General features: G+C 45.6%; 22 protein-coding genes. 4 read left to right on the top strand and 18 right to left on the bottom strand.

The window, feature by feature from the left end; translation table 11 throughout:
• The 11 genes from ABNS49_RS08440 to mraZ form a co-directional block, all read right to left on the bottom strand.
• On the bottom strand, positions 1-1,448 hold a 1,448-nt coding region (locus tag ABNS49_RS08440; protein ID WP_348688170.1), incomplete at its 3' end, for a glycosyltransferase.
• A gap of 9 nt (positions 1,449-1,457) precedes the next feature.
• On the bottom strand, positions 1,458-2,246 hold the full coding sequence (locus tag ABNS49_RS08435; RefSeq protein ID WP_289183654.1) for an ABC transporter permease: 789 nt from the start codon (positions 2,244-2,246) through the stop codon (positions 1,458-1,460).
• A gap of 11 nt (positions 2,247-2,257) precedes the next feature.
• On the bottom strand, positions 2,258-3,385 hold the full coding sequence (locus ABNS49_RS08430; protein ID WP_288342505.1) for an ABC transporter ATP-binding protein: 1,128 nt from the start codon (positions 3,383-3,385) through the stop codon (positions 2,258-2,260).
• 71 nt (positions 3,386-3,456) lie between these two features.
• Positions 3,457-5,229, bottom strand: a complete 1,773-nt coding sequence (locus tag ABNS49_RS08425) for an LCP family protein (RefSeq protein WP_348688169.1) — start codon at positions 5,227-5,229, stop codon at positions 3,457-3,459.
• Between the two features lie 140 nt (positions 5,230-5,369).
• On the bottom strand, positions 5,370-5,714 hold the full coding sequence (locus ABNS49_RS08420) for a hypothetical protein (RefSeq protein ID WP_135979432.1): 345 nt from the start codon (positions 5,712-5,714) through the stop codon (positions 5,370-5,372).
• 5 nt (positions 5,715-5,719) lie between these two features.
• Entirely contained in the window at positions 5,720-6,835 is a 1,116-nt protein-coding gene (gene ftsZ, locus ABNS49_RS08415) for a cell division protein FtsZ (protein WP_135979433.1), read from the bottom strand.
• Positions 6,836-6,855: 20 nt separating this feature from the next.
• The gene (locus ABNS49_RS08410; RefSeq protein ID WP_288342699.1) at positions 6,856-8,109 is read right to left on the bottom strand and encodes a hypothetical protein; all 1,254 of its coding nucleotides are present in this window, start codon (positions 8,107-8,109) and stop codon (positions 6,856-6,858) included.
• Between the two features lie 120 nt (positions 8,110-8,229).
• On the bottom strand, positions 8,230-10,416 hold the full coding sequence (locus tag ABNS49_RS08405) for a penicillin-binding protein (protein ID WP_135979435.1): 2,187 nt from the start codon (positions 10,414-10,416) through the stop codon (positions 8,230-8,232).
• Positions 10,417-10,568: 152 nt separating this feature from the next.
• Positions 10,569-10,880: a hypothetical protein gene (locus ABNS49_RS08400; RefSeq protein WP_135979436.1), complete on the bottom strand. Its 312-nt coding sequence runs from the start codon at positions 10,878-10,880 to the stop codon at positions 10,569-10,571.
• Positions 10,867-11,799, bottom strand: a complete 933-nt coding sequence (gene rsmH / locus ABNS49_RS08395; RefSeq protein WP_135979437.1) for a 16S rRNA (cytosine(1402)-N(4))-methyltransferase RsmH — start codon at positions 11,797-11,799, stop codon at positions 10,867-10,869. The genes ABNS49_RS08400 and rsmH overlap by 14 nt, the downstream gene beginning before the upstream one ends.
• A 3-nt stretch (positions 11,800-11,802) precedes the next feature.
• Positions 11,803-12,237 (bottom strand): division/cell wall cluster transcriptional repressor MraZ, encoded by a 435-nt coding sequence (gene mraZ, locus ABNS49_RS08390; protein WP_135979438.1) that lies wholly within the window; start codon positions 12,235-12,237, stop codon positions 11,803-11,805.
• A 278-nt stretch (positions 12,238-12,515) separates the two neighbouring features.
• Between mraZ and ABNS49_RS08385 the strand changes: the two genes are divergently transcribed.
• Complete coding sequence (locus tag ABNS49_RS08385; RefSeq protein WP_277820738.1) at positions 12,516-14,048, top strand: L-lactate permease; 1,533 nt, start codon at positions 12,516-12,518, stop codon at positions 14,046-14,048.
• 81 nt (positions 14,049-14,129) lie between these two features.
• On the opposite strand, the gene ABNS49_RS08380 is transcribed toward ABNS49_RS08385, so the two are convergent.
• Positions 14,130-14,888: a copper homeostasis protein CutC gene (locus tag ABNS49_RS08380; protein WP_277820739.1), complete on the bottom strand. Its 759-nt coding sequence runs from the start codon at positions 14,886-14,888 to the stop codon at positions 14,130-14,132.
• 113 nt (positions 14,889-15,001) lie between these two features.
• On the opposite strand from ABNS49_RS08380, the gene ABNS49_RS08375 reads away from it, so the two are divergent.
• Positions 15,002-15,553: a chromate transporter gene (locus ABNS49_RS08375; RefSeq protein ID WP_135979514.1), complete on the top strand. Its 552-nt coding sequence runs from the start codon at positions 15,002-15,004 to the stop codon at positions 15,551-15,553.
• Entirely contained in the window at positions 15,550-16,122 is a 573-nt protein-coding gene (locus tag ABNS49_RS08370; protein ID WP_288342712.1) for a chromate transporter, read from the top strand. The genes ABNS49_RS08375 and ABNS49_RS08370 overlap by 4 nt, the downstream gene beginning before the upstream one ends.
• 39 nt (positions 16,123-16,161) lie before the next feature.
• On the opposite strand, the gene ABNS49_RS08365 is transcribed toward ABNS49_RS08370, so the two are convergent.
• Positions 16,162-16,440 carry a rhodanese-like domain-containing protein gene (locus ABNS49_RS08365; protein WP_135979440.1) on the bottom strand — a complete coding sequence of 93 codons (279 nt, stop codon included), beginning with the start codon at positions 16,438-16,440 and terminating at the stop codon, positions 16,162-16,164.
• A gap of 17 nt (positions 16,441-16,457) precedes the next feature.
• Complete coding sequence (locus tag ABNS49_RS08360) at positions 16,458-16,880, bottom strand: helix-turn-helix transcriptional regulator (RefSeq protein ID WP_135979441.1); 423 nt, start codon at positions 16,878-16,880, stop codon at positions 16,458-16,460.
• Positions 16,881-17,007: 127 nt separating this feature from the next.
• On the opposite strand from ABNS49_RS08360, the gene ABNS49_RS08355 reads away from it, so the two are divergent.
• Positions 17,008-17,346, top strand: a complete 339-nt coding sequence (locus ABNS49_RS08355) for a hypothetical protein (RefSeq protein WP_135979442.1) — start codon at positions 17,008-17,010, stop codon at positions 17,344-17,346.
• A 31-nt stretch (positions 17,347-17,377) separates the two neighbouring features.
• On the opposite strand, the gene ABNS49_RS08350 is transcribed toward ABNS49_RS08355, so the two are convergent.
• The 4 genes from ABNS49_RS08350 to ABNS49_RS08335 form a co-directional block, all read right to left on the bottom strand.
• The gene (locus tag ABNS49_RS08350; RefSeq protein WP_135979443.1) at positions 17,378-17,767 is read right to left on the bottom strand and encodes a (deoxy)nucleoside triphosphate pyrophosphohydrolase; all 390 of its coding nucleotides are present in this window, start codon (positions 17,765-17,767) and stop codon (positions 17,378-17,380) included.
• A gap of 4 nt (positions 17,768-17,771) precedes the next feature.
• Complete coding sequence (locus ABNS49_RS08345; protein ID WP_135979444.1) at positions 17,772-20,672, bottom strand: DEAD/DEAH box helicase; 2,901 nt, start codon at positions 20,670-20,672, stop codon at positions 17,772-17,774.
• A gap of 76 nt (positions 20,673-20,748) precedes the next feature.
• On the bottom strand, positions 20,749-20,886 hold the full coding sequence (locus tag ABNS49_RS08340; RefSeq protein WP_338400912.1) for a hypothetical protein: 138 nt from the start codon (positions 20,884-20,886) through the stop codon (positions 20,749-20,751).
• A gap of 27 nt (positions 20,887-20,913) precedes the next feature.
• Positions 20,914-21,708 (bottom strand): hypothetical protein, encoded by a 795-nt coding sequence (locus ABNS49_RS08335; protein ID WP_135979446.1) that lies wholly within the window; start codon positions 21,706-21,708, stop codon positions 20,914-20,916.
• Between the last annotated feature and the right edge of the window lie 41 nt (positions 21,709-21,749).

Below are 21,749 nucleotides of genomic sequence, written 5' to 3'. Positions count from 1 at the left end.
AGATGGTAGATTTTATTCGTTTGCTCAAAAACCCGGAACATAAAATCATAATCCTGCGCGCCGTCATACTCTTTTTTCATTCCGCCAATTCGCTTTACAATATCCATATTCACAACAAAAAAGTGAGTAATGTAGTTATGAGAACGAAAAAGGTCGATATTAAAATCCGGTTTAAAATTTGGATCCGCAAAAACGCCTTTCGAATCATCGTATTTGTCTTCGTCTGTGTAAACCACATCATATTTCTGGTTCTGGAGAACATTCACCACTTCGTACAAAGCGTTATACTCCAGAAAGTCATCATGGTCATACAACCCTAAATAATCGCCAGTCGCCATTCCCAAAGCCGCGTTCATATTTCCTGAAATCCCGTAGTTTTTGTCCAATCGTTTTAACTTGATCCGTTTATCGTTTCCATAATGAGAAGCGATATACTTTGCCACCTTTTCATTCGAACTTCCATCCGCGATACAAAGTTCCCAGTTGCTGTAGGATTGATTCAATACGGAATCTATCATTTCCTTTAAATACGATTCTTTTGTGTTATACGTCGCTACAATCAAGCTAATTTTCGGCGTGTAGGAAAACTCGACTCGTTTTTGTTCCTCCAGCTGCTGGGCCGTGATCCGCTGCCGTTCAAACCAAACCGGATAAGGAGAAAAAGAACCTGGCCCAAGCGAAAGACGCTTCATAAACCCACGGACGCCATTGTTTTTTAAATATTCATACGCGTTGTAAATCCGTTGAGGATTTGCCGCCTTCAAATAAGAAATCCAAAGGTTATCTCTTTTTTTCAATTCCCGCTTGATTGGAACCGTACGAGTCGAAGTGTCGCCTACAATTTTTAATTGGTAAACACCGTCTTTTGTCACTGGAAAATTGATTCGAAAGCCACACATGCTCTGGCTTGAATCAATCATCTTTAACTGGACTAAATCTCTGCGCGTCTCGATCCGAACCGTGGAAGGAACTTCCACATTTTTTTCATCCACAATCGAATAGGAAAATTGGGAATTGGCCTCATCCAGCGCCCATCCCACGAGAACAGCCATATTTTCATCTTTCATTTCAGAATAATCGTCAATCGAATATTCGATGACTTCCTTATCAAGAAAACGGCTAATATCCCGTCCATTCAACTTTAAAATGGTTTCCTCACGACCTTCTACGGCCGCTTTGATTTCCAGACTCTCTAAATACGCATTGGAATTCGCTTTTACCATGAATCCAACATGAGGATCTACCTGAAATTTTGGAAAACTGCCCGCTACATCATAGCGGGTAATGGGTAAAATTTCACAAGGTACTTCCTGTCCGTTGATATACAATCGAATGGAACGATCCGCCTCTTTCTCATGAAAGCACCATCCATTGATTTGAATCAATGTTCCCTCTTTTTGTTTCCGAAGCCGCAATCCATCAATGGATGAATGAAATTCTTTTTTCATGAAGTCCTCCTATAACTGTTCCGCAAAACCTTTTTCCAGCTTTTTAAAAATCAAATAGCCAATCCAAGTCGTTACAACACCCAACAAAAAGACAAGCGCCAATGGTTTCCAATCAAACCATTGATGATACATAAACGCGTCCCGGTAAGCATTAATAATCGTAGTCATTGGATTCAAAGAAATTAGCTGATATAAAATGCCTGCCGAACTAAACTGCTTCAACTGATAAATAATTGGCGTTCCATACATCAGCATATTCAAAATAAATTGAACGATATTTTCAATATCCTGAATATAGGCATTCAACGCGCTTAAAATAAAAACAATGCCCAACGCGAGCGTCGCCTCTACGATCGCGATGACGGGTACAAGCACGATTTGGATTGAAACACCCACCCCGGTTCCTAAAAGGAACACAATAATGATAATACAGGAAATAAAGAAATTGACCAATCCGCTTGCCACCGTTGAAATCGGAAGAATCTCCCGAGGAAAATACACTTTTTTTATAATTCCCGCATTCGACTTAATAATAGTAGTTCCCGCGCCAACCGTTGTCATAAAGAAACTCCATGGAATCAATCCGGTAATCAAATAAATCAAGTAATTTTCGCCATCCATGGCCCCTCTTCCCATTAAATAGGGAAAAACGATCCAATATACCACCACTTGTAAAAGCGGATTGATGAAAGACCACAAAATTCCTAAAACAGAACCTTTATAACGCCCGCGGATATCTTTTTTTATATTTGTTTTTAATAACTCGCGATACGCGTACAAATTTTTAAATAGTTTCAAAATAGACCTCCCTACTCAATCGTAAAGACAATTTCTTTTTCCGCTAAAATTGTTTCATTCAACCTGTTGAATACTTTTAATTTATGGGAACCTGGATCATACTGATGCAGCGGGATGCTGACTTGCCATCCCAACGTGTTTTTATCAATGAATCCAAGATACGTTTCCGCATAGGCGTCATAGACATCCTGACGTGGAGTTCGAACGACATCTTTGATCGGCTCGCCATCCAGTGTGATCATCAGCTGCGCATCGTCGCTATTTGACAATTCCCATCCCGCGCAAAACAAAGTTTGCTCATTTTTTGAAAACGTCGAGAAGTCTCTTGGCCGGTCGACAAACACGATTCCTTTCACTTTTTCTTTTCCGGATTCGATAGCTTTCCGCCTCTCGTTGTGATGATCCTTCTCCACCTGCTTCAAATACTCGTCAATCACATACGTCGGATCGCCATCCAGCTTAAACTCGCCCTTGTAAATCCAAATCGCGCGGTCGCACAATTTTTTCACGACATCCAGACTATGCGTAACAATCACGATTGTTTTATCGCTGTTTTTTAACTCCTCCAGCTTGTCAAAACATTTATCTTGAAAATGCTGATCACCAACCGCCAAAATCTCGTCAATCAACAAAATTTCCGCATCTACGTTGATCGCGACCGAAAAAGCGAGCCGCATATACATTCCTGACGAATACGTTCGAATCGGATTGTCGATGTTTTCACCCAATTCGGAAAATTCAATGATCTGGTCGATGCGCTGGTCAATTTCCTGATGCGTGAGTCCGAAAATCGACGCGTTGAAATAAATGTTTTCACGACCTGTAAAATCCGGATGGAAACCCGCTCCCAGTTCCAAAAGCGAGGTTAGTTTTCCATCGGTTTCGATTGTGCCTTGATTTGGATAAATAATTTTTGTCATCAACTTTAATAAAGTCGATTTGCCGCTTCCATTCGTTCCAATCAAAGCGACCGTCTCTCCTTTTTTTATATCCAGGCTAATATCTTTCAATACTTCTTTAATTTCATAATTTCCACTCTTCCAAAATATGAGCCGCTCCTTCAAAGTATTCGCCCGATCGTATTCAACTTTGAAGTGCTTCGACATCTTCCGCACTTCAATCGCGTTTTCCTGGTTCATACATCACCTCGTCATAATTTCTTTCATCTTTCTATTATAAAACAAAAGAGTGCCCTATGGACACTCCCAATTTATTCATCTTCCATTGCCCAGTTCGGATTGTAGTAGTCAGCCATGTTGTCCTCTTCCACATTGTCGTTGACCGGCTGCTCATAAGACGAATCTCCATACACGTCCTCCGGTTCCATTAAATCGTCAGACCGGTAAGGCGTATACGCGTCGGCATCCGGATCCGGCGCGTATGGATCGACATTCAAATCGTTCTCTTCGTCCGTGATTTCCTCTTCGTCGTCATTGGTCTGCATCGAACCGGCCGGCGCCGTTTCGCCCGTGTCCTCCACAGTATCGGCCGAGTCGCCTTTTAGCACCGCTTGCAGCTTCTCGCGGGCCACCTCTAAAGAATACTCGTCCGGAATCGTGACATACGCCGCCGTTCCCAGCTCCGCGCAATACTCCGTCGAACCCTCGCCCCGCAATGAGTAGCTTTCAAATTTCCAGTGCGGATTCATCGTCAGCTGGTAGCGCATCAAATCCTTGATTTGACTCGAAGGCATATCAGTCTCGAAAGCGCCGCCCACCGCATCCACAAACCTGCCGTAGTTCAGCAAAATCGTCGGGCTCGTAATCTTATCCAAAATCGCGCGCAACACGATTTGCTGGTTGCGCACCCGCTGGTTGTCCCCATCCAAATAGGCGTGGCGTTCTCTGGCAAAAGCAAGCGCCCGCTCTCCCTCCAAATGGTTTCTTCCTTCTTTTACGCCTTCCAGCGTTTCATTGGCGTAAAACGTTTTGACAGCCAATCCTTTTTCGACGTCGATATCAATTCCATTGAGCGCGTCAACCAAATTAACCAGTGAAGAAAAATTGACCCGAACCGTGTAATTGATATTGATTCCCAGCGCTTTTTCCAGCGTCGCTTCCGTCGTTTCGATTCCATGAAGCCCCGTATGCGTCAGCTTATCCATTTCGCCTTCCGCGCATCCCATCGCGCTTGGGCAAGCCATCTCCAAATAGTAATCCCGCGAAATACTCGTCATTAAAACGACACCGCTTTTCGGATTCACCGTCACGAGCATGTTCACGTCGCTGCGCGAGTTTTCTCCTAGCGAACCGTACGTGTCGTTTCCGCTAATCAGGACGGTAAACGGCTCTTTCGTCACATTGACCTGATCTTGCGAATCCGCTTTGATTTCCGGCTTCGGCGTATAGTAAACCTCTTGATAAATCGTTTTGGTTTCCGTCGTTACGAAGGTGTACGGCTCCACATCGTGAACGATTCCCAGAAAGCCATCGTTCATAATCATCGCGTCGATCTCTCCGTTGTACAGCGCCGCCGTCATATCGACCATTGAAGGATACTCGCTTTCATTGACCGTTACACCTGCCTTTTGAAGAGCGGTTTCAATCAACCGGGTTCCTTGCGCGTCCTGCGCCGGGCATATGCCCACCGTTTTTCCTTTCAATTCCTGAATATCCTGAATGGAAGAACCGGCCATAACGCGAATCGTCGCCGTGTTGGCTGTCTTGTCCGCCAAATCGTCAATTTTCGCGAACATTTCATCCGTCTTGTAAATGTAGTAGTTTCCCGCGCCATACGCAATCGTGAAAATCAAAACCAGAACGGTGATGAAAAAGCGCATTCCCGTCTTCCAGGCCTTAAAATACGTCAGCAAAAACAACAGGAGCGCAATCACGATCACGACTCCAATCACAGGGAGCAAATACGATACCGGGAGAATATTCAATTTGTAAATCTGGAAAGAAAGCAGCAGCGAAAACACCACCAAAAAAGGCGCCAGTAGTTTCGCAAACAGCCCTTTCCGTAATTTTCGTTTCTTTTTCATAAGTACGGTTCCCTTCAGCTTCAAAATTTTATCATAAGTTTGGAAGTGTTCCCTTTATTTTTTATAATTTCACATATTGTTTTTTGAAAGCACAGAAAAAGAACGAGAGGCACCTCTCGTTCCTCAGATTTTCACTCACTTCATGGATCGCGTTTTCCATACCGCGCATTCATTCGGTCGATGGATTGATTGATATCTTCGGCCAAGACGGAAATCACATCGGTTTCTTCATCTGTAAACAAATTAAAATAGTATCGTTTCCATTTTTTCGTCTTCGTATCGAAGACGACCAGTGTATCGGGAATGGAGGAAAACACGCAGTTCTCGATCGCGAGCTCATTTTGGAACACGAGCCCGGTTCGTTGATTTCTCTGGATTTCCTTTTCCTTTCCGGAAACGATGCCGGATCCGATATTTCGCTCCTGAAAAAAGTCGCGCAGCGCCTTTGTTTCCAGTAGCTCCTCACCGAATAAAGCGATTTTCATTTGGCTTAGCGATTAAAGAAGAAATTCGGGATTTGATCGTCCTGATTCGTTTCCTCGACGGCTGTCGTCACTACCCCCGGATTGACCGGCGTTTGGATGGCAGGCTGTGTAAACAGCGCCTGCGAGGACTGAGCTAGTTGAACTTGCGGATTTTCGCTTCTTTTCTTTCTTGTTTTTTGTGTCTGCTCTTCAAAGCCGGTCGCAATCACCGTCACGATGACCGCGTCGCCCAGCTGCTCGTTAATGGCGATACCGAAAATGCAGTCCACATCGCCGCCAGCGGCATCCTGAATGACCGCCACCGCGTTTTGCGCGTCGTACAGCGAAACTTTGTCGCCGCCTGTAATGTTGATAATCGCGCTCTTCGCTCCGCTGATATTAGCTTCCAGCAAAGGCGACTGAATGGCTTTTTCCGCAGCGACAACCGCTTTGTCTTCGCCTTCAGCCATACCGATTCCAATCAGCGCGCGTCCCTGGTTTTGCATCACGCTGCGAACATCGGCAAAGTCAAGGTTGATTAACGCAGGAACCGCGATCAAATCGGAAATCGTCTGCACGCCTTGACGCAATACATTGTCCGCCGCCTGGAACGCTTCCTCGATCGGCTTTCTTCCAATTACTTCCAGAAGATTGTCGTTGGATACGATAATTAAAGAATCCACATACTTTTTCAGTTCGTCGATTCCTTCCGCCGCGTTGTTGGCCCGGCGGCGTCCCTCGAACGTGAACGGACGGGTAACGACGCCAACCGTCAACGCGCCTTCCTCTTTGGCCACTTTCGCCACGAGAGGCGCCGCGCCGGTTCCGGTTCCGCCGCCCATTCCGGCTGTGATGAACACCATGTCGGCGCCATTCACCGCGTCGCGCAGCTCGCTTTCCGATTCCTCGGCCGCCTTGCGTCCGTATTCAGGATTTCCTCCGGCACCCAAGCCTTTGGTCGTTTCTTTTCCCAAAACGATTTTATTGTCCGTCGGCGAGTTTTTCATCACCTGAACATCCGTATTGCAGATGTAAAATTCCACTCCTTTGACACCGTCCGCGACCATGCGGTTTACCGCATTGCTTCCGCCGCCGCCGACGCCAAATACTTTAATATTCGCTACTTGATTGAATTCTGGCATATTTTCCGGTTCCTCCTGTTTTAATCCTTATCCGCTAATATAACGCTTTTCATCTTCTTCGTGAAGCCCCCATCGCCATCTTTCGATTTCTGATTGATGGAGTCGATACTCGCTTCCAGTTCGTTGTTGTTGACAGAGATCCTTTCGTCATTGCGGATCCTGTTCGTATCCTGCCACACAAAGGCGGCACCCAGATCGGCCACGAACGAGCCGTCTCTTGCGCCAATCGTTGAAGTTTCATAAACGATCGTTTCCGCGCAAAACGAATCCGCCAGCTCTTTCAAAACAGCGATGTTGCTGCCTTTTCCCGTCATGACGAATCGCGTTTTCCCATTGCGCACAATCGGCTCGCAAGCGGTATTGATTTCCGCGATATACTCTTTCAAGCGGGGAAGCGTCACTTTCGCCAATTCCTCGGCGCTGATCTCGACGCGGTCGTCTTCCTTTTGCTCGATATAGACGATGACGTCGCTGTTTTCCTCTTCCCGACTTGAAAATATATTTTGCAGAAGCCGATAGCCAATCTCGTCGGAGAGATTGTACTTTTCCTTTAATGGTTCAATGATCCAGTTGAAGCCTTTGTCGATCTGGGCGACCGACATCAGCTTTTCATTCATAAACAAACCAAGTGAAGTGTGCTGCGCCTCGATCGAAAGCTGAACGATTGCCCGGTCCTCGCTTTGCTGCAAGGCTGCGGTTTCCTGTCCACTCGCGTAGACGTCAAGACACAAGTCGAGAATTTCCAGATTTGCCAGTTCAATGCACTTTGCAAATTCATAAATCGTCTGCTTGTCGCCATACAGCAAGTCGACGTTCATATAAAAATCGGTGCATTCTTCGCCTTTCGGCATCTTTTTCGATTCATTTCCATTTACGATATATGTAATTCGATTCGGATTCACATACTCGACATCGTCGCCCATCCTTTTCTGGATCGCCTTTTGATATCCCTGCTGAATATGAAACTGCCGGATCGTTTTGGTTCCGTCCTCAATCTGCACATGGACTTTTTGAGAATTTCTTTTCACATTGATTGATGGAATGATCAAAATAACCCGTTCGATACGATATCCAAGGGCCGCTTGCGCGCTCTTGGTCGCTTCGCGAACCGCTGTCACGACCATGGATTCATCGAGGATCTTTCCATTCTGAATGCCCGAACAAGCAACGCGCTCGACTCTCAGAACATTCGATCTCGATTCAAAGATCTCCATGACGACGAGCCGGACTTCCTGATCAGCAAGCTCAATCGCTGCATAAACTTTTTTACTCATTCGACATCTCCTTCATGCACTTCGCGTCTATTATAACCTATTCGCTTCCGTTTTTTAAGGCGATTTTTTCAATTCCTTTTATATCGTAACAAATTCTTTGAAAAATAGGTGCCCGCTTGCCTATTCAAGTGTCACCTGCACATCGGAATTCGTGTCGATCTGCGTGCCCGCCGGAATGTTTTGCGCCACCACTTTTCCATAACCCGATGTCTGGATCCCGATTCCGGTCAGCTGCCAAAACGCCGTGATGTCCTTGCGTGTCCATCCCGTCATATCCGGCATCGTGATCGTATTGCCATTCGTCAGCAGGAACACGCGGTCGTACGAGTACACCGTCTGCCCCTCTTTCGCGAACTGGTCGATGACCGTGTTTCCATCGCCAATCATGACGAGTTTCACGTTTTTGTCTTTCATCTTTTCGTTGGCGTACTCAATCGAGTGGTTGATGAGCGCCGGCATCGTATACGTCGCCCACGTGTCCCCTTCCTGCGGGGCCGAAGCCTGCGCCGTCCCGTTGACCGCGTTGGCGATCAGCGCCGCCTGCATAATCGTTTTAAACGGCTCGGCCGAATAGCCTAAATAATTGGTCGACTGCATGCCCCAGTACACCATGATTTTCGGGTCGTTTCCTGGCGCCGCCGCCATGACCGAAGACGTATAGTTGTTTTCGTCGTACTTGTGCGTTTCTTCATTGAAAATCTCGCCCGTTCCGGTTTTGGCGATTATGTCCACCCCGTCGATTTTAAAGCGGTCACCAGTCGCGCCATCCGCCATGACGCCCGCCATCAGCTCCCGGACCTTCGCCGCCGTTTCCGCGGAAATCGGTTCCGAAACCACTTCCGGCTCGAATTTTTCCACGATCTGGTTCGTGTGCGGATTCATGATTTCCTCCACGACGTAAGGCTTCATCATCTTTCCATCGTTGAAAATCGCCGAATAAGCCTGCACGAGCTGCAAAATCGTCAAAGCTGAAGCCTGTCCGAATCCGGTTGATAAATAATCGGAAGCCGACGTAATGTTCTTTACCCCGGTTGTTTCCGGCACGAACGGAATGTCGACATACTGGTAAAATCCAAATTTATCCAGGTAATTGCTGAACTGGTCGTAATTCACGTAATTGGCGAGCAGCTCGCAAATCGCGATGTTGGACGAGAACGCAAGACCTTGCTCGAACGTGATCACGCCAAAGTTTTCTCCCAGCGCGTCGTTGATAACCGGATACCCCGTATCGGTTCCGTTGGCGACCCGGATAATTTTCCCGGCTCCGTCCTGCGTAAACGTAAAGGATCCCGCCGTATACGATTTTCCTGCCGGATACACCCCGGTGTCGATGGCGGTCGCGTACACAAACGGCTTCATGACCGATCCGGGTTCAAGGTTCATCTCGGTCATATCGTTCATATAGTTGGAAATTTCCTTTGGATTGTTTTGGTCAAACGTTGGGTAGTTTCCCCAGGCCAGGATCTTTCCCGTTTCGACTTCCACAACGATGGCCCACGCCTTGGTGGCGTTGTTGGCTTTGATCGTTTCTTGAAGCTGCGCCTCGACGATCGACTGCAAATTGCTGTCAATCGTCAAAATAACGTCGTCGCCGTCAATCGCTTCCTTGTAGACGTTCAACGTGCCCGGAAGCAAGCTTCCGTCCACCATTTGCTGATACTGGATCTTTCCGTCTTCGCCAGACAAGTACTCGTCAAGCGTTTGTTCCAGTCCCATTTTCCCCGCGATTTTCTGCTCATCTTCATCAAACGCGGCAAACCCGACCAAACTGGACGCGATGGGAGAGGACGGATATTCCCGTTTGGTAGCTTCGACGAATCCAATGCCTGGAATATTCGCCTTCCGGATTTTTTCCATGACTTCCTTATCCAATCGTTTCGTGCCTGTTCCAAGCTCAGTTTGATTGAGCTCGTTTTGAATGGCTTTTTTCAAAATCGAACTCACTTGTTTTTCATCAATGTCCGGCAGCAGCTTTTTCAAGGCTTTGGCCGTTTTCGAAGGATTGGACACGTAATCCGGATCGCCGTTTTCATCGACGAGCGAATCGTCCAAATACGCCACGACCGTGTAGGCGGCGATTTCCTGGGCGATGATGTTTCCGTTTCGATCATAAATCTTTCCTCGCCCGGCTTCGACGGTCGTGTTGACAATCGAGCTTCGGATTTGAGAATTCAGAACATCCTGCTGGGACCAAATATGGCGATGCGTCGCCATTGTGTATATAATATTCGCGATCATGACGGTCGAGACGAGCAGCATCACGACCAGAAACGCGCGGATTTTTTGATTGGTTTGTTTGACGCTCATATCTTTCTTTCTCCTTCTCTATCGTCGCTGGCGCAGCCTTTCCGTTTGAAAGGCCTTATTTTCGTTTTCCAGTATAGCATACAAGCCCGCGATTTCGCTTCCTCCGATTGGAATTCCCGGACTCAAAATAAAAACCGCGCATGGCGGTCTTATTACTCATTGTCCCCAATGATATAAATGTTGTTCTGGTTATCCTGCACTTGATTTTCCAGCATACCCAGCATTTGTTTTTTGTCCTGCATTGTCCGAACCGTCGCCTGCAGTTCTTCGACTTCGTTTTGTTTTGCGATATTCTCAGCCGCGATTTGCTGCTCCGTGTTCGACAGCGTGATATTATAAGCGCTGACGCAGACCTTTGTGACAAAATAGAAAGCCAGCGACACAACGAAGACGATGATTGAAACTCGCTCGAATGTCCAGCGGATCCTTCTCTTTTTCCTATTCTTTTTTTTACTCGTCTTCATTGCGTTCGATTCCCCTTAGCTTTGCGCTATGAGAGCGCGGATTGATTGTAAGTTCTTCAACAGAAGCCGTGACCGGCTTGCGATTCAATAAACGATATTCTAATTTTTCTACCCCGATTTGTGGAATCCTTTTATCCACTTTTTTTGCGACGGCTACCGAACGAAAAGCGTTTTTCACGATTCGATCCTCCAGGGAGTGAAACGTGATCACAACCATTCTGCCGCGCGGTGCCAACCGTTTCAACCCCTCAATCAAAACGGTTTTTAATTGCGCGAGCTCGTGATTGACCTCGATTCGAATAGCCTGAAATACACGTTTGGCCGGATGCCCTTTTTTTCGAAGCACGGCGTTGGGAAGCGCTCGTTTGATCACTTCCACCAGTTGAAATGTCGTTTCAATCGGCGCCTTTTCCCGTTCCATGACGATCTGTTTCGCTATTTTATAGGAAAACGGCTCTTCGCCATAGGTTGAAAACACTTCGGTCAACGCCTCCAATGGGTATGTATTCACGACTTCGTAAGCGGTGAGCGGCGCTTCCTGATCCATTCGCATGTCCAGTCTGGCGTCTTCACGATAACTGAATCCTCGTTTTCCATCGTCGAATTGCGGCGACGAGACACCAAGATCCATTAAAATTCCATCTACTTGTTTTATATGGTACGCATCCAAAACCGATCCGAGTTTTTCAAACGGCGCGTGCACGCACGTGAAGTTCGTTCCGATTTTTTCCAGACGCGGCCGGCTTTCCTCGATTGCCTGCCTGTCCATGTCGAAGCAATACAAATGTCCTTCGGGACACCGTTTCAGGATCTCGCTGCTGTGACCGCCGCGCCCCAACGTGCAATCGACATAAATACCATTTTTTTTCACATCGAGCATCTCGATGGCTTCATTCAACAATACGCTTACATGTTCCATAAATTACAATTCCATAAAATCCGAAAGGCTCTCAGCGATTTCCTCGAAGCTTCCTTCCTCTTCTTCTTCCATGCGTTCCCATTTGTGCTTCGCCCAAATCTCGATGTGATTGGCGACGCCGACGATCATACATTCCTTTTCCAGCTCAGCAAGCGAAACCAAATTGGCCGGGATCAAGATCCGTCCCTGTCCATCCAGGTCGCATTCCGACGCTTTCGAAAGCATCAGGCGCTGATATTTCCGGGCATCTTTTTTTGTTGTGGGTAACATTGAAAGTTTTTCGTACACGATTTGCCATTGGTCCAGCGTGTACACATACAAGCAGCCATCCAGTCCACGGTTCACGACAACCCGCTCGCCAAGCTCCTCGCGAAACTTAGCTGGCATGATCAATCGCCCCTTACGATCGATGTTGTGCGCAAATTCTCCCATGAACACGTGCCATCACCCCACTCTCTGACACTTTTTACCACTTTGTACCACTATAATACATCAATAAGAATCTTTCATCAAACTATTTTGAAAAAACTTTACACGATGAAAGAAAATGTAATCTTGCCCCATAAAAAAAGCCAAAATCGAGTCATATGGCTTGAATTTCACAAGGGATTCTGTTTCGGTTTGCTTCGAAAAAAAACGCGAAAGCCGATAGAAAAACAACGCCTCGCGTATCAATTTCATGTATAATATTTTCGGACAGAAAGGAAACCAAATTCATGATGAATGCTCTACTTTTTTTATTGGGCCTATGTCCGATCCTGTGGCTGATCGTGGCATTGACCTTGCTGAAGTGGCCGACCTGGAAAGCGGCTTGCGGCTCGATGATTGTCGCGTTCGCGCTCGCCATGCTCGTCTGGAAACTGCCGCTTATGGAAACGTTGACCGCAGGACTTGAAGGAATTCTCATGGCCTTGTGGCCTATCGTCGTTGTCATCATCGCCGCCGTATTCACCTATAATTTAACGGTACGAACCGGCGCGATGGAAACCATCAAGCAAATGATGACTTCCGTCACCAGCGACAAGCGTCTTCTCGTTTTGCTCGTCGCGTGGTGCTTCGGCGGTTTTATGGAAGGAATGGCGGGGTTTGGAACCGCGATCGCGATTCCGGCCAGTATGCTCGTCGGACTTGGCTTCCCGGCTTTATTTTCCTGCCTGGTGTGCCTGCTTGCCAACGGGGTGCCGACACCATTTGGAAGTATCGGGATTCCAACCGTCACCTTGGCCAATCTGGTTGGGTTGGAAAACGCTCCGCTCTCGTTTACGGAAACGCTCCAGCTCACCCCATTCATGATTCTCGTTCCGTTTCTCATCGTTATCGTCACTGGAAAAGGACTTAAGGCGCTAAAAGGGATTTGGCCCATCGTTTTGATGTCGGGCTTGTCCTTTGTCCTTCCGCAAATGGCCGTCGCCTACTTTGTCGGCGCGGAACTTGCCGTCGTCGTAGGCTCCGTCTGCTCGATTGCCGTCACCGTTTTGCTTTCGATCAAGGTAAAACCGGCGCCGGAATACAAAATGGAGCTGGAAAAAGGAAAACCGCTGACTTTGAAGAAGGCGCTGCAAGCCTGGTCGCCGTTTATTTGCATTTTTGTGCTTTTGCTGGCGACAAGCAAACTGCTCCCGCCAATCAACAACTATTTGGAACAGTTTTCTTCGACCGTCTACGTGTATAGCGGCGAAAATCCAAACGCTTTAAAATTCACCTGGGTCAACACGGCGGGCGTCTGGATCTTCTTATCCGGCATCATTGGCGGTTTGATTCAAAAAGCGAACTGGAACACCTTCCGTTCCGTCTTTGTCGACACCCTCAAGCAAATGATGCCAACGATTCTAACAATGTGTTTTGTGCTCGCGTGCGCGAAAATCATGGGCTACGCGGGAATGATCACGTCCATTTCCGCCTTCGCGATCATGGTCACCGGATCGTTCTATCCGTTTTTCGCGCCATGGCTTGGCGCGCTGGGAACCTTCGTCACAGGTTCGGGAACGAGTTCGGGCGTGCTCTTTGGCGCGGTGCAAATGAACGCGTCCGAGGCGCTCCATCTGGATCCGTATTGGATCGTTTCGCTCAACTCGCTTGGTGTCGCGGCCGGCAAAATGCTTTCCCCGCAAAGCATCGCGATCGCGCTGGGCGCCGTGGATGGAAACGGACAGGACTCGAAACTTCTTTCTATGATCCTGCCGTATGGAGCCGCTTTCCTGCTGCTCATGTCCATGTTCGCTTATATCGGCACGATGTTTCTCGCTTAACTTTTCCCATCGCGCCCAAGGCTCGTTTCGACGGGCCTTTTTTCTTTTTGAAGCTGAAAAAAACCGCTTTCGCGGCTCTTTTCACAAATAAATATTATGAATGCGGTCAATCAGCTTTTGTAGCTTGCGGGTGCTGACGATTTCGTAATCCATGGAGTGCTCCTGCGGATATATGGAAAAATCGACCCGGCCAAGCTTTGTCGTTGGATCAAACCGGTACGACCGGCAGGAAGAATGGATTTGCCGCACCCCTGTGTAGCGTAAAAAAGGCTCAATGTTTTGATCGTTGATTCCCCCGCCCGGCAAAATCTCGATTTTTGTTCCGTAGCGTTTTTGAAGCTGGCGAATCAGCTCCATGCCTTGAATGGCGGTTTCTTCCATTCCCGAGGTGAGCAAGCGGTCCACGCCGCACTCGATCAACGTTTCGATGGATTGATAGGGATCAATGCTGACATCATACGCCCTATGGAAAACAGCGGTTTTTCCATAGGCGTGAATCAGGTCGACCATCTTTTTCACTTCCTCTTTTTGAATGGTTCCATTGGCTTCCAGCATGCCAAAAGCGATGCCGTCGGCGCCGGCTTCCAGCAGCGCCCTGGCCTCCTCAAACATGATTTCGAGTTCTGGTGTGTCGTAGCAAAATCCGCTTCCACGCGGACGCACCATGCAGATTACTTCTAGTTTTGTGTGGGTTTTTACTTTTCTGAGCGTGGCGGCCGTACATGTCAATCCTCCCAGCGCCATCGCGGAATTCAACTCCACGCGTTTGATTCCTGCCGCATCCGCTGTCAGACAATCTTCAAATCCCCCAGCACAAACTTCGATCAATGTGGATTTCATACTTTAATTATACCATCGTCAAAAGCAATCCGCCACGTAAATTTGAAAGCGCTTTCCTTGCTGAAAATTCAGTCTTTATTTTGTATAATGGGAAAAAGGAAAGGATGAAAATCATGAATGTGTATTTGGATATGTTTGTGACGTTCGCCAAAATCGGCGCGTTCACATTTGGCGGCGGCTACGCCATGCTGCCCATGCTACAAAGCGAAGTCGTCGAGAAAAAAAGATGGGCCACCGATGACGAGCTGTTGGATTATTTCGCGGTCGGGCAATGTACGCCTGGCGTCATCGCCGTCAACACGGCCAGCTTTATCGGCTACTATAAAAAAGGAATTCCGGGAGCGATCGTGGCGACGGCCGGCGTCATCGCGCCAAGCCTCGTCATCATTTTGCTCATCGCCTCTTTGCTGACAAATTTTGCGGAGTACCCGATCGTTCAGCACGCGTTATCGGGCATCCGGATCGCGGTTTGCGTTTTGATTTTCCAGGCCGTCATCAAAATGTTTCGTTCCGGCGTGAAAGACGGGTTTGGGATCCTCGTGTTTGGCGCGGCGCTCGTATGCTCTTATTTTTCCGTGCTGCCAACGATTGTGATCGTTTTGATGGCTGGCGTTTGCGGGGTGCTCATGCAGCTTTGGAATATGCGGAAGGCGGTGAAAAAATGAATTTTTCTTTGCTTTGGACATTGTTCATCGAGTTTTTCAAAACCGGTTTGTTCGCGTTGGGCGGCGGGCTTGCCACGATTCCGTTTTTATACGAAATGATGGATACGTATCATTGGTTCACGACAAACGATTTAATGAATATGATTGCCGTTTCCGAATCAACACCGGGCGCGATGGGCGTCAACATGGCGACGTATGTCGGCTATCAGGCGATGGGAAACAGCTTGATTGGCGGTATTGTCACGACGATTGGTCTGGTGACGCCGAGCGTGATCGTCATTTGCGTGGTGGCCAAATTTTTAAAGGCGTTTAAGGAAAGCCACTGGGTGCAGGATATTTTTTATGGCTTGCGTCCTGCGGTGACCGCGATGATCGCGACGGCGGGTCTTGGCGTGTTCGTGGCGATGGTTTTCCCGAATCAAGATTTGTCTTTTGGGTCGCTTTCGATTTCATGGATCCACCTTGGGTTCTTCGCGCTCCTTTTTCTTGGTACGACGTTTTATAAAAAGATGCACCCCATTGTCATGATTGTTTTGTGCGCGTGCATCGGCATTCTCTTTTCCCTTTAAAAAAGAAGCCAGCTTGGCTTCTTTTGCTTTTATGTTCTCTCAGCGCGCGAGTTTTCCATTCCAGTCTTCGATACCACCGATATTTTCAACGTGATAGCCGCGCTCCTTCAAAATCGTCTGCGCCAGCTGCGCCCGGCGTCCGCTCAAACAATACAATTCGTATTGTCGATCGGGATCCAGCCGAACTTTTGAACACTCGTTCAGCGGAATGTTGATCGCGCCGGGAATGTGGCCGCTATCGTACTCTTCCGGCGTCCGTACGTCAATGATCGTGTCGTCTCTTAATTTTGCTTCTTCGACGAGATGGTCGATATCCATGTCGGTTCCTTCTTTCCTTACAGGGTCATGTTCTGTTTTTCAAACAATTCGTACGCCTCTTCTAGCGTAATATGGAATTTTGATAAGCGAGCCACTTGTTCGTTGGCTCCATGCTCGCTTTCGCCAGGAAGCTGATAATCGGTAAAAATCAAATCCTGGCTGTTGACTCCATAATATACAGCACATTCCGCTTCCGGTCCTAAACGATTCATATCGTTTTCCAGATCGCCTAAAATAGATTCTGACGGATAGTCAATCGTTGGTTCGGCGTTTAGCTGCCCTAGGACGATATTCCAAACTTCTTTCGTCGCTTCCCCGTCTTTCAGCAGCCGTTCCACTGTTTCTTTGGATAGTCCGGTTTGCTCACAAAGATCGGATTTTGTCATTCCGTTTTCTTTCAAGATTTGTTCAACCCACTTGCCTGTTCTTTGTTGTGCCATACACAATCCTCCCTAGCAAATCATAGCAAAAAATCCCCTCGACCCGCTATTTTGATGCTTGAATCCCTCTCAAAATCAGGTACAATTAAATAGAAGGAAAACAAGATTAGAAAGAAGGTATTTGAATATGGTTATTGTATTATCGACACCCCTTGTCAAGATGTTGAAGAAGACAGCTCTCTCCGTTCCAAACGTGTACGAGATCAAAACAGTGAAACAAAACTGCTTCCTCTACGTAAACAACGACGAGAGCCAGGCGGACAACATCGCGCTCATTAAAGGTGCCATCAAGAAAAAACACGGCGATGGATTCGTCTACAAAGTGTATGGCGTGTTCAACGGTAAAGTGGATCTCTCCCAAAACAAAACGGACGAGGAAAAAATGAAGGACGACTACTTCACAAAAGGTAAAAAAGACATTACCGACGAGGAAGTGGCGGAGTTCAAAGCGAAAAACAATTTGTAAAAAATGAGGGCGACGAACATCGCCCTTCATTTTATAAAATTTCTTTCAAATCATTTACGATTTCTATATCCGCGGGAAGCCAGTCTACCGTATCCAGTTCGTTTTTTAAAAGCCATCGAGCCCCCTCATGTTCCACAAGTACGATCTTTCCAGATTGGATCGTGCATAAAAAACAATCCATATGCAAAATAAATGCAGGATATTCATAATCGACTCGCTGAAAAAAGCGATCAATAGAAATCTCAATTTTTAATTCCTCTTGAATTTCTCGGATAAGGGCTTGTTCCTTTGTTTCGCCGGATTCAACCTTTCCTCCTGGAAATTCCCAACCACCTTCAAATTCTCCATACCCGCGTTGCGTCGCTAAGATTCGATTGTCTTTTACGATGATTGCCGCAACGACTTCGATTTCTTTTTTCATTTTCTTACCTCGTCAAATAATCGTATATATCTTGGCGTACCGGCGTTTCCAATTCGTACTCGATTTCCACCGCGTTTTCTTTACCTACTTGGATTTCTTCCGTTTGCCCAGTCGCAAAGATTTTCCCCAAATAATAAAACTCTTTGGATTGCTTGTCATCTTTATTTTTACGAACAAACAAATACATTTCAATACCTAGCTCTTTGGCTTGAAGCGCTTTCTGTACATCTTCACTTTCAAGTGTCCGTTTCGATTTTGAAATCGCCCGAAGAATCGTTGGAGAGAGGAAGCGATCCTCATATTTGATGGTATCCGCAATGGATTCATCTTTTTGATAGTTAATAAAAACAGGATATGTTTTTGTCTTAGAATCATATTTATAGCCACCAATGTTTAAAGCAACTTCGCCTTTTTCCCAGTCCAATAAACGACATACATCTTCATACGTATACTTCTCATACAGCACAAATGGAGAATGGTCCACATGACTTGAAAATTGATCTTTATATCGCTGAATGCCAAACTTTACGACTTCTTTTAAGCTGGATACAAAATACTCATTTTGTAAAAAATCAGAAAATCTTTCACTGATTTCATAGTCTCCATTTTTTTCTTGAATCAAAATACAATTTGCATACGTCGCCTTCCCGGTTCCAGACGCAAACTGATTCGTGAATAAATTGATCAAGTTTGTTTTTGTATACGGTCCAACCTGGATCGCGTATTCCTTTTCCAAACGTTCCTCCAGTTTTGAAAAGATTCGCTTTTCCTTGTTCAACAAGATTTCTATCAACAACAATTCATGGATCCGCTTTCCAGACGCAAATTTTTTAGAAACATATTCCAAATTTTTCAATTCTAGTTTGGATAGCCTGGGAAGATGCGTTTTTTCATACTTCATTAAAAAAGCTGGATAAGATCCACTATAATCAATGATTTTCAATGGATCAATGGATCCAAATTCATCAAATTCAATAAGCGTTGGTGTGCGTCCTAACTTCCATCGAAGCTGCTGATAACTTTCTTTCAATAATTTGAGCGTCTGCAAATTTGCTTGATCAATAGAACGAAAGATTTTTTCTCGCGCCACTTCATCAAAATGGATCGTCGAACAGCCTGGAATCATTCGTTCGCCTTCCATCACAAAGCGGCGCAGCGTATCTTTATTGTATGTGCGATCCGAAGAAAGAGCGACAGGTATCATATAGTTTGTCTGGTAATTGCCGATAAAGTCTAAAATAACGACAAATTCTTTTTCAAGATCTTTCCGCAATCCCCGGCCAATTTGTTGGACATAAATAATGGGACTTTGTGTTGGACGCAGCAAGATCACTTGGTTGACACTCGGAATGTCGATCCCCTCATTAAAAATTTCCACCGTGAAGATATAATCTAACCGGCCTTCGGATCCTGGCTGACTCAATCGCGCAATACATTTTTCTCGATATTCTTGCGAATCTCCCCCAGTCAAGCACACCGTATGAAACCCTCTTTTATTAAACTCATGGGAAAGTAATCGCGCTTCTTCAATACGGCTGACGAATACCAATCCTTTGACACGCTCGCCACTGTAACCATAAAATTTTGCCTGTTCAATGATGTGCGCTACGCGCTGGTTTAAATTGATTCTGCGAAATTCTTCAAAATCGTATTGCTCCTCTTCAACCGAAAGATCCTGAATGCCAAAATAATGAAAAGGACAAAGCAAATCAGCTTCTAATGCTTGGTTAAGACGAATTTCATAGGCTATGTTATGATCAAACAACGCATAAATATCAAAATTATCACTTCTTTCTGGCGTTGCACTCATACCTAACCAAAGTTTCGGTTGAAAATATGAAAATATTTTTTGATAACTCATGGCTCCAGCGCGATGCACTTCATCAATAATGATCGCATCAAACTGCTCAGGATCAAATTGGGTGCGATTCTCCTCTTTTGCCATCATTTGCATGGTTGTAAAAAGATAATCCGCATTTTCCTTTTCTTTCGATGTATAAAGGCCCATTGTCCTTTTGTTGCCAAACACGAGTCGAAAACTACGCTGGGCTTGTTTCGCAATCAACTCGCGATGCACAATAAAAAGAACTTTTTTATAGCCGAGTGCTCTCATCGCAAATGCGGAAGCATATGTTTTTCCAGTTCCTGTAGCAGAAATCAGCAATGCTCGCTTCTTTCCTTTATTTACTAAATGATGAAGATGAGAAATAAATTTTTTTTGCATCGCATTGGGATTCAATTCCTGCGTGATTTCAATGGCTTCTTGATCTGCCTTCCACACTTTTTGAATTGCTTTTGTTTCTTTATATCGTTTTTCGTAACCTACTTTGATTTCGGAATAGGGGCGCGTTCTCGGATCATTCCAAAGTGTGTCGAAAGTCTGGATCATCTGCACTGAAAGCTCGCCTTCCGGCTTAGAAACGACGCGGACATTCCATTCTTGATTGGTCGTCAGTGCCATCTGCGTCATATTCGAAGAGCCAATAATGATTCGTATCGTATCTTTATGAAAAAATAAATAGCCTTTTGTATGGAATCCTGGCTTTCCCGGTTCAACTTGAGCCATTTTTACTTGAATATTTTTAAATTGGCTAAGTTTTTCCAACGCCTTTGGTTCAGAAAACGTCAAATAGTCCGTCGTTAAAATCTTTCCTGGAATATTGTTTTGTTCAAGCATCTTTAACACTGGAAGCAAAGGAACGATGCCACTCATCGTAATAAACGCGATACTCCATAAAAAAGCGTCGCAGCCACGCAACTCCTCCTCAATGGAAGAAAGCACCTTTTTTCCTTCCAAATAATCGTTTTTTAAGAATTGTGGCCGATCTCTCGGGTCGGACGGGTTGGTCCTGTCTAAAAGCGCAGTTTCCACTCCTGCGTGAAGCCGGGATGTCAAATCTTCCATGATTTTCCCCTCTTTCTCTTAAGAGCAGCCTACCATACTTTATCGAATAGATCAAAAAAACGCGCATCGCTGCGCGCTATTCTCCAAGCCGGATCATTTCATCCAGGCTGTGTTTTGCTTTTTTGATCGTGTCCTCGTCCAAAACGATTTCCTCACCCGCTTTGCCAAGCAACGTGTTGTAAATATCCATCAATGTTGTCGCTTTCATATCCAAGCATATTAAATGGCAAATATATTGATTTTATTTCTGGAAATTCTTTTTTATCGCCCCTTCTATTTCTTCTCGCGAGCGGAAATCTAACGGGAATATACTATTCACTTCATATTTTAGTGGCGGTATTTGAATTCCCCCTACCGCATCATACTCATAAAAAGACAAATTAGTTATCTCTATTCCTTTTCCTACCTGATCTGCCGGCAAATCCTGATACAAAATGAAGCCTACAGGAAAAAAACTAATTTCAGAACAGAAAATTGGATTACCAGGGTTATCTATAGAAACATTTATACTCAAAGGGCATAATCTGGAATAATTTCCATCTCTAAAGTACATAAATAATCTATACTTTTTCCAATCAAAACTTCCATTCTCCCTCTCTAAAATATAATTCCGAATTTGCTCATCTTCTGTTAAATGTTCATTTAATACGCAAAACATAGTAATAATTTGCTTAAATACAGCTAAATAATGTACATTTTCAATAGTAAAGGAACCAACCTCCGGCCATTCATCTCTGTATTCACTTACAATTCCGCCAAGAGCTTTTACAAAATCTCCAAAGTATTTTGCGTACCATGATCCGGTCAAATTGTTACATTCTTTACATAAATAATAACCCCCCATCCCTCTCTGTTTTATCTTTCCTTTCATTTTATCGATTTCCCAGGGCATATAATTTACATTATTATCTTTATGCATTTCAAATAAATTCAAAGTTTTAACCGGATATCCATTATACGCATTCTTAGGTGGTATGTGCTCATAAGTTAATTTTCCCTCTTTCTGGCATAAACGACATTTTCCTGTTTTTTTCATTTGTTACCTCTTTGTCTTTATATTTTACTATATTCTGTCTC

Origin of the sequence: uncultured Dubosiella sp. (assembly GCF_964018005.1) — a bacterium.
Lineage (GTDB): Bacteria > Bacillota_I > Bacilli_A > Erysipelotrichales > Erysipelotrichaceae > Dubosiella > Dubosiella muris.
Note: the sequence above shows the minus strand (reverse complement) of the source record. Positions and strands in the feature narration are given on the sequence as shown.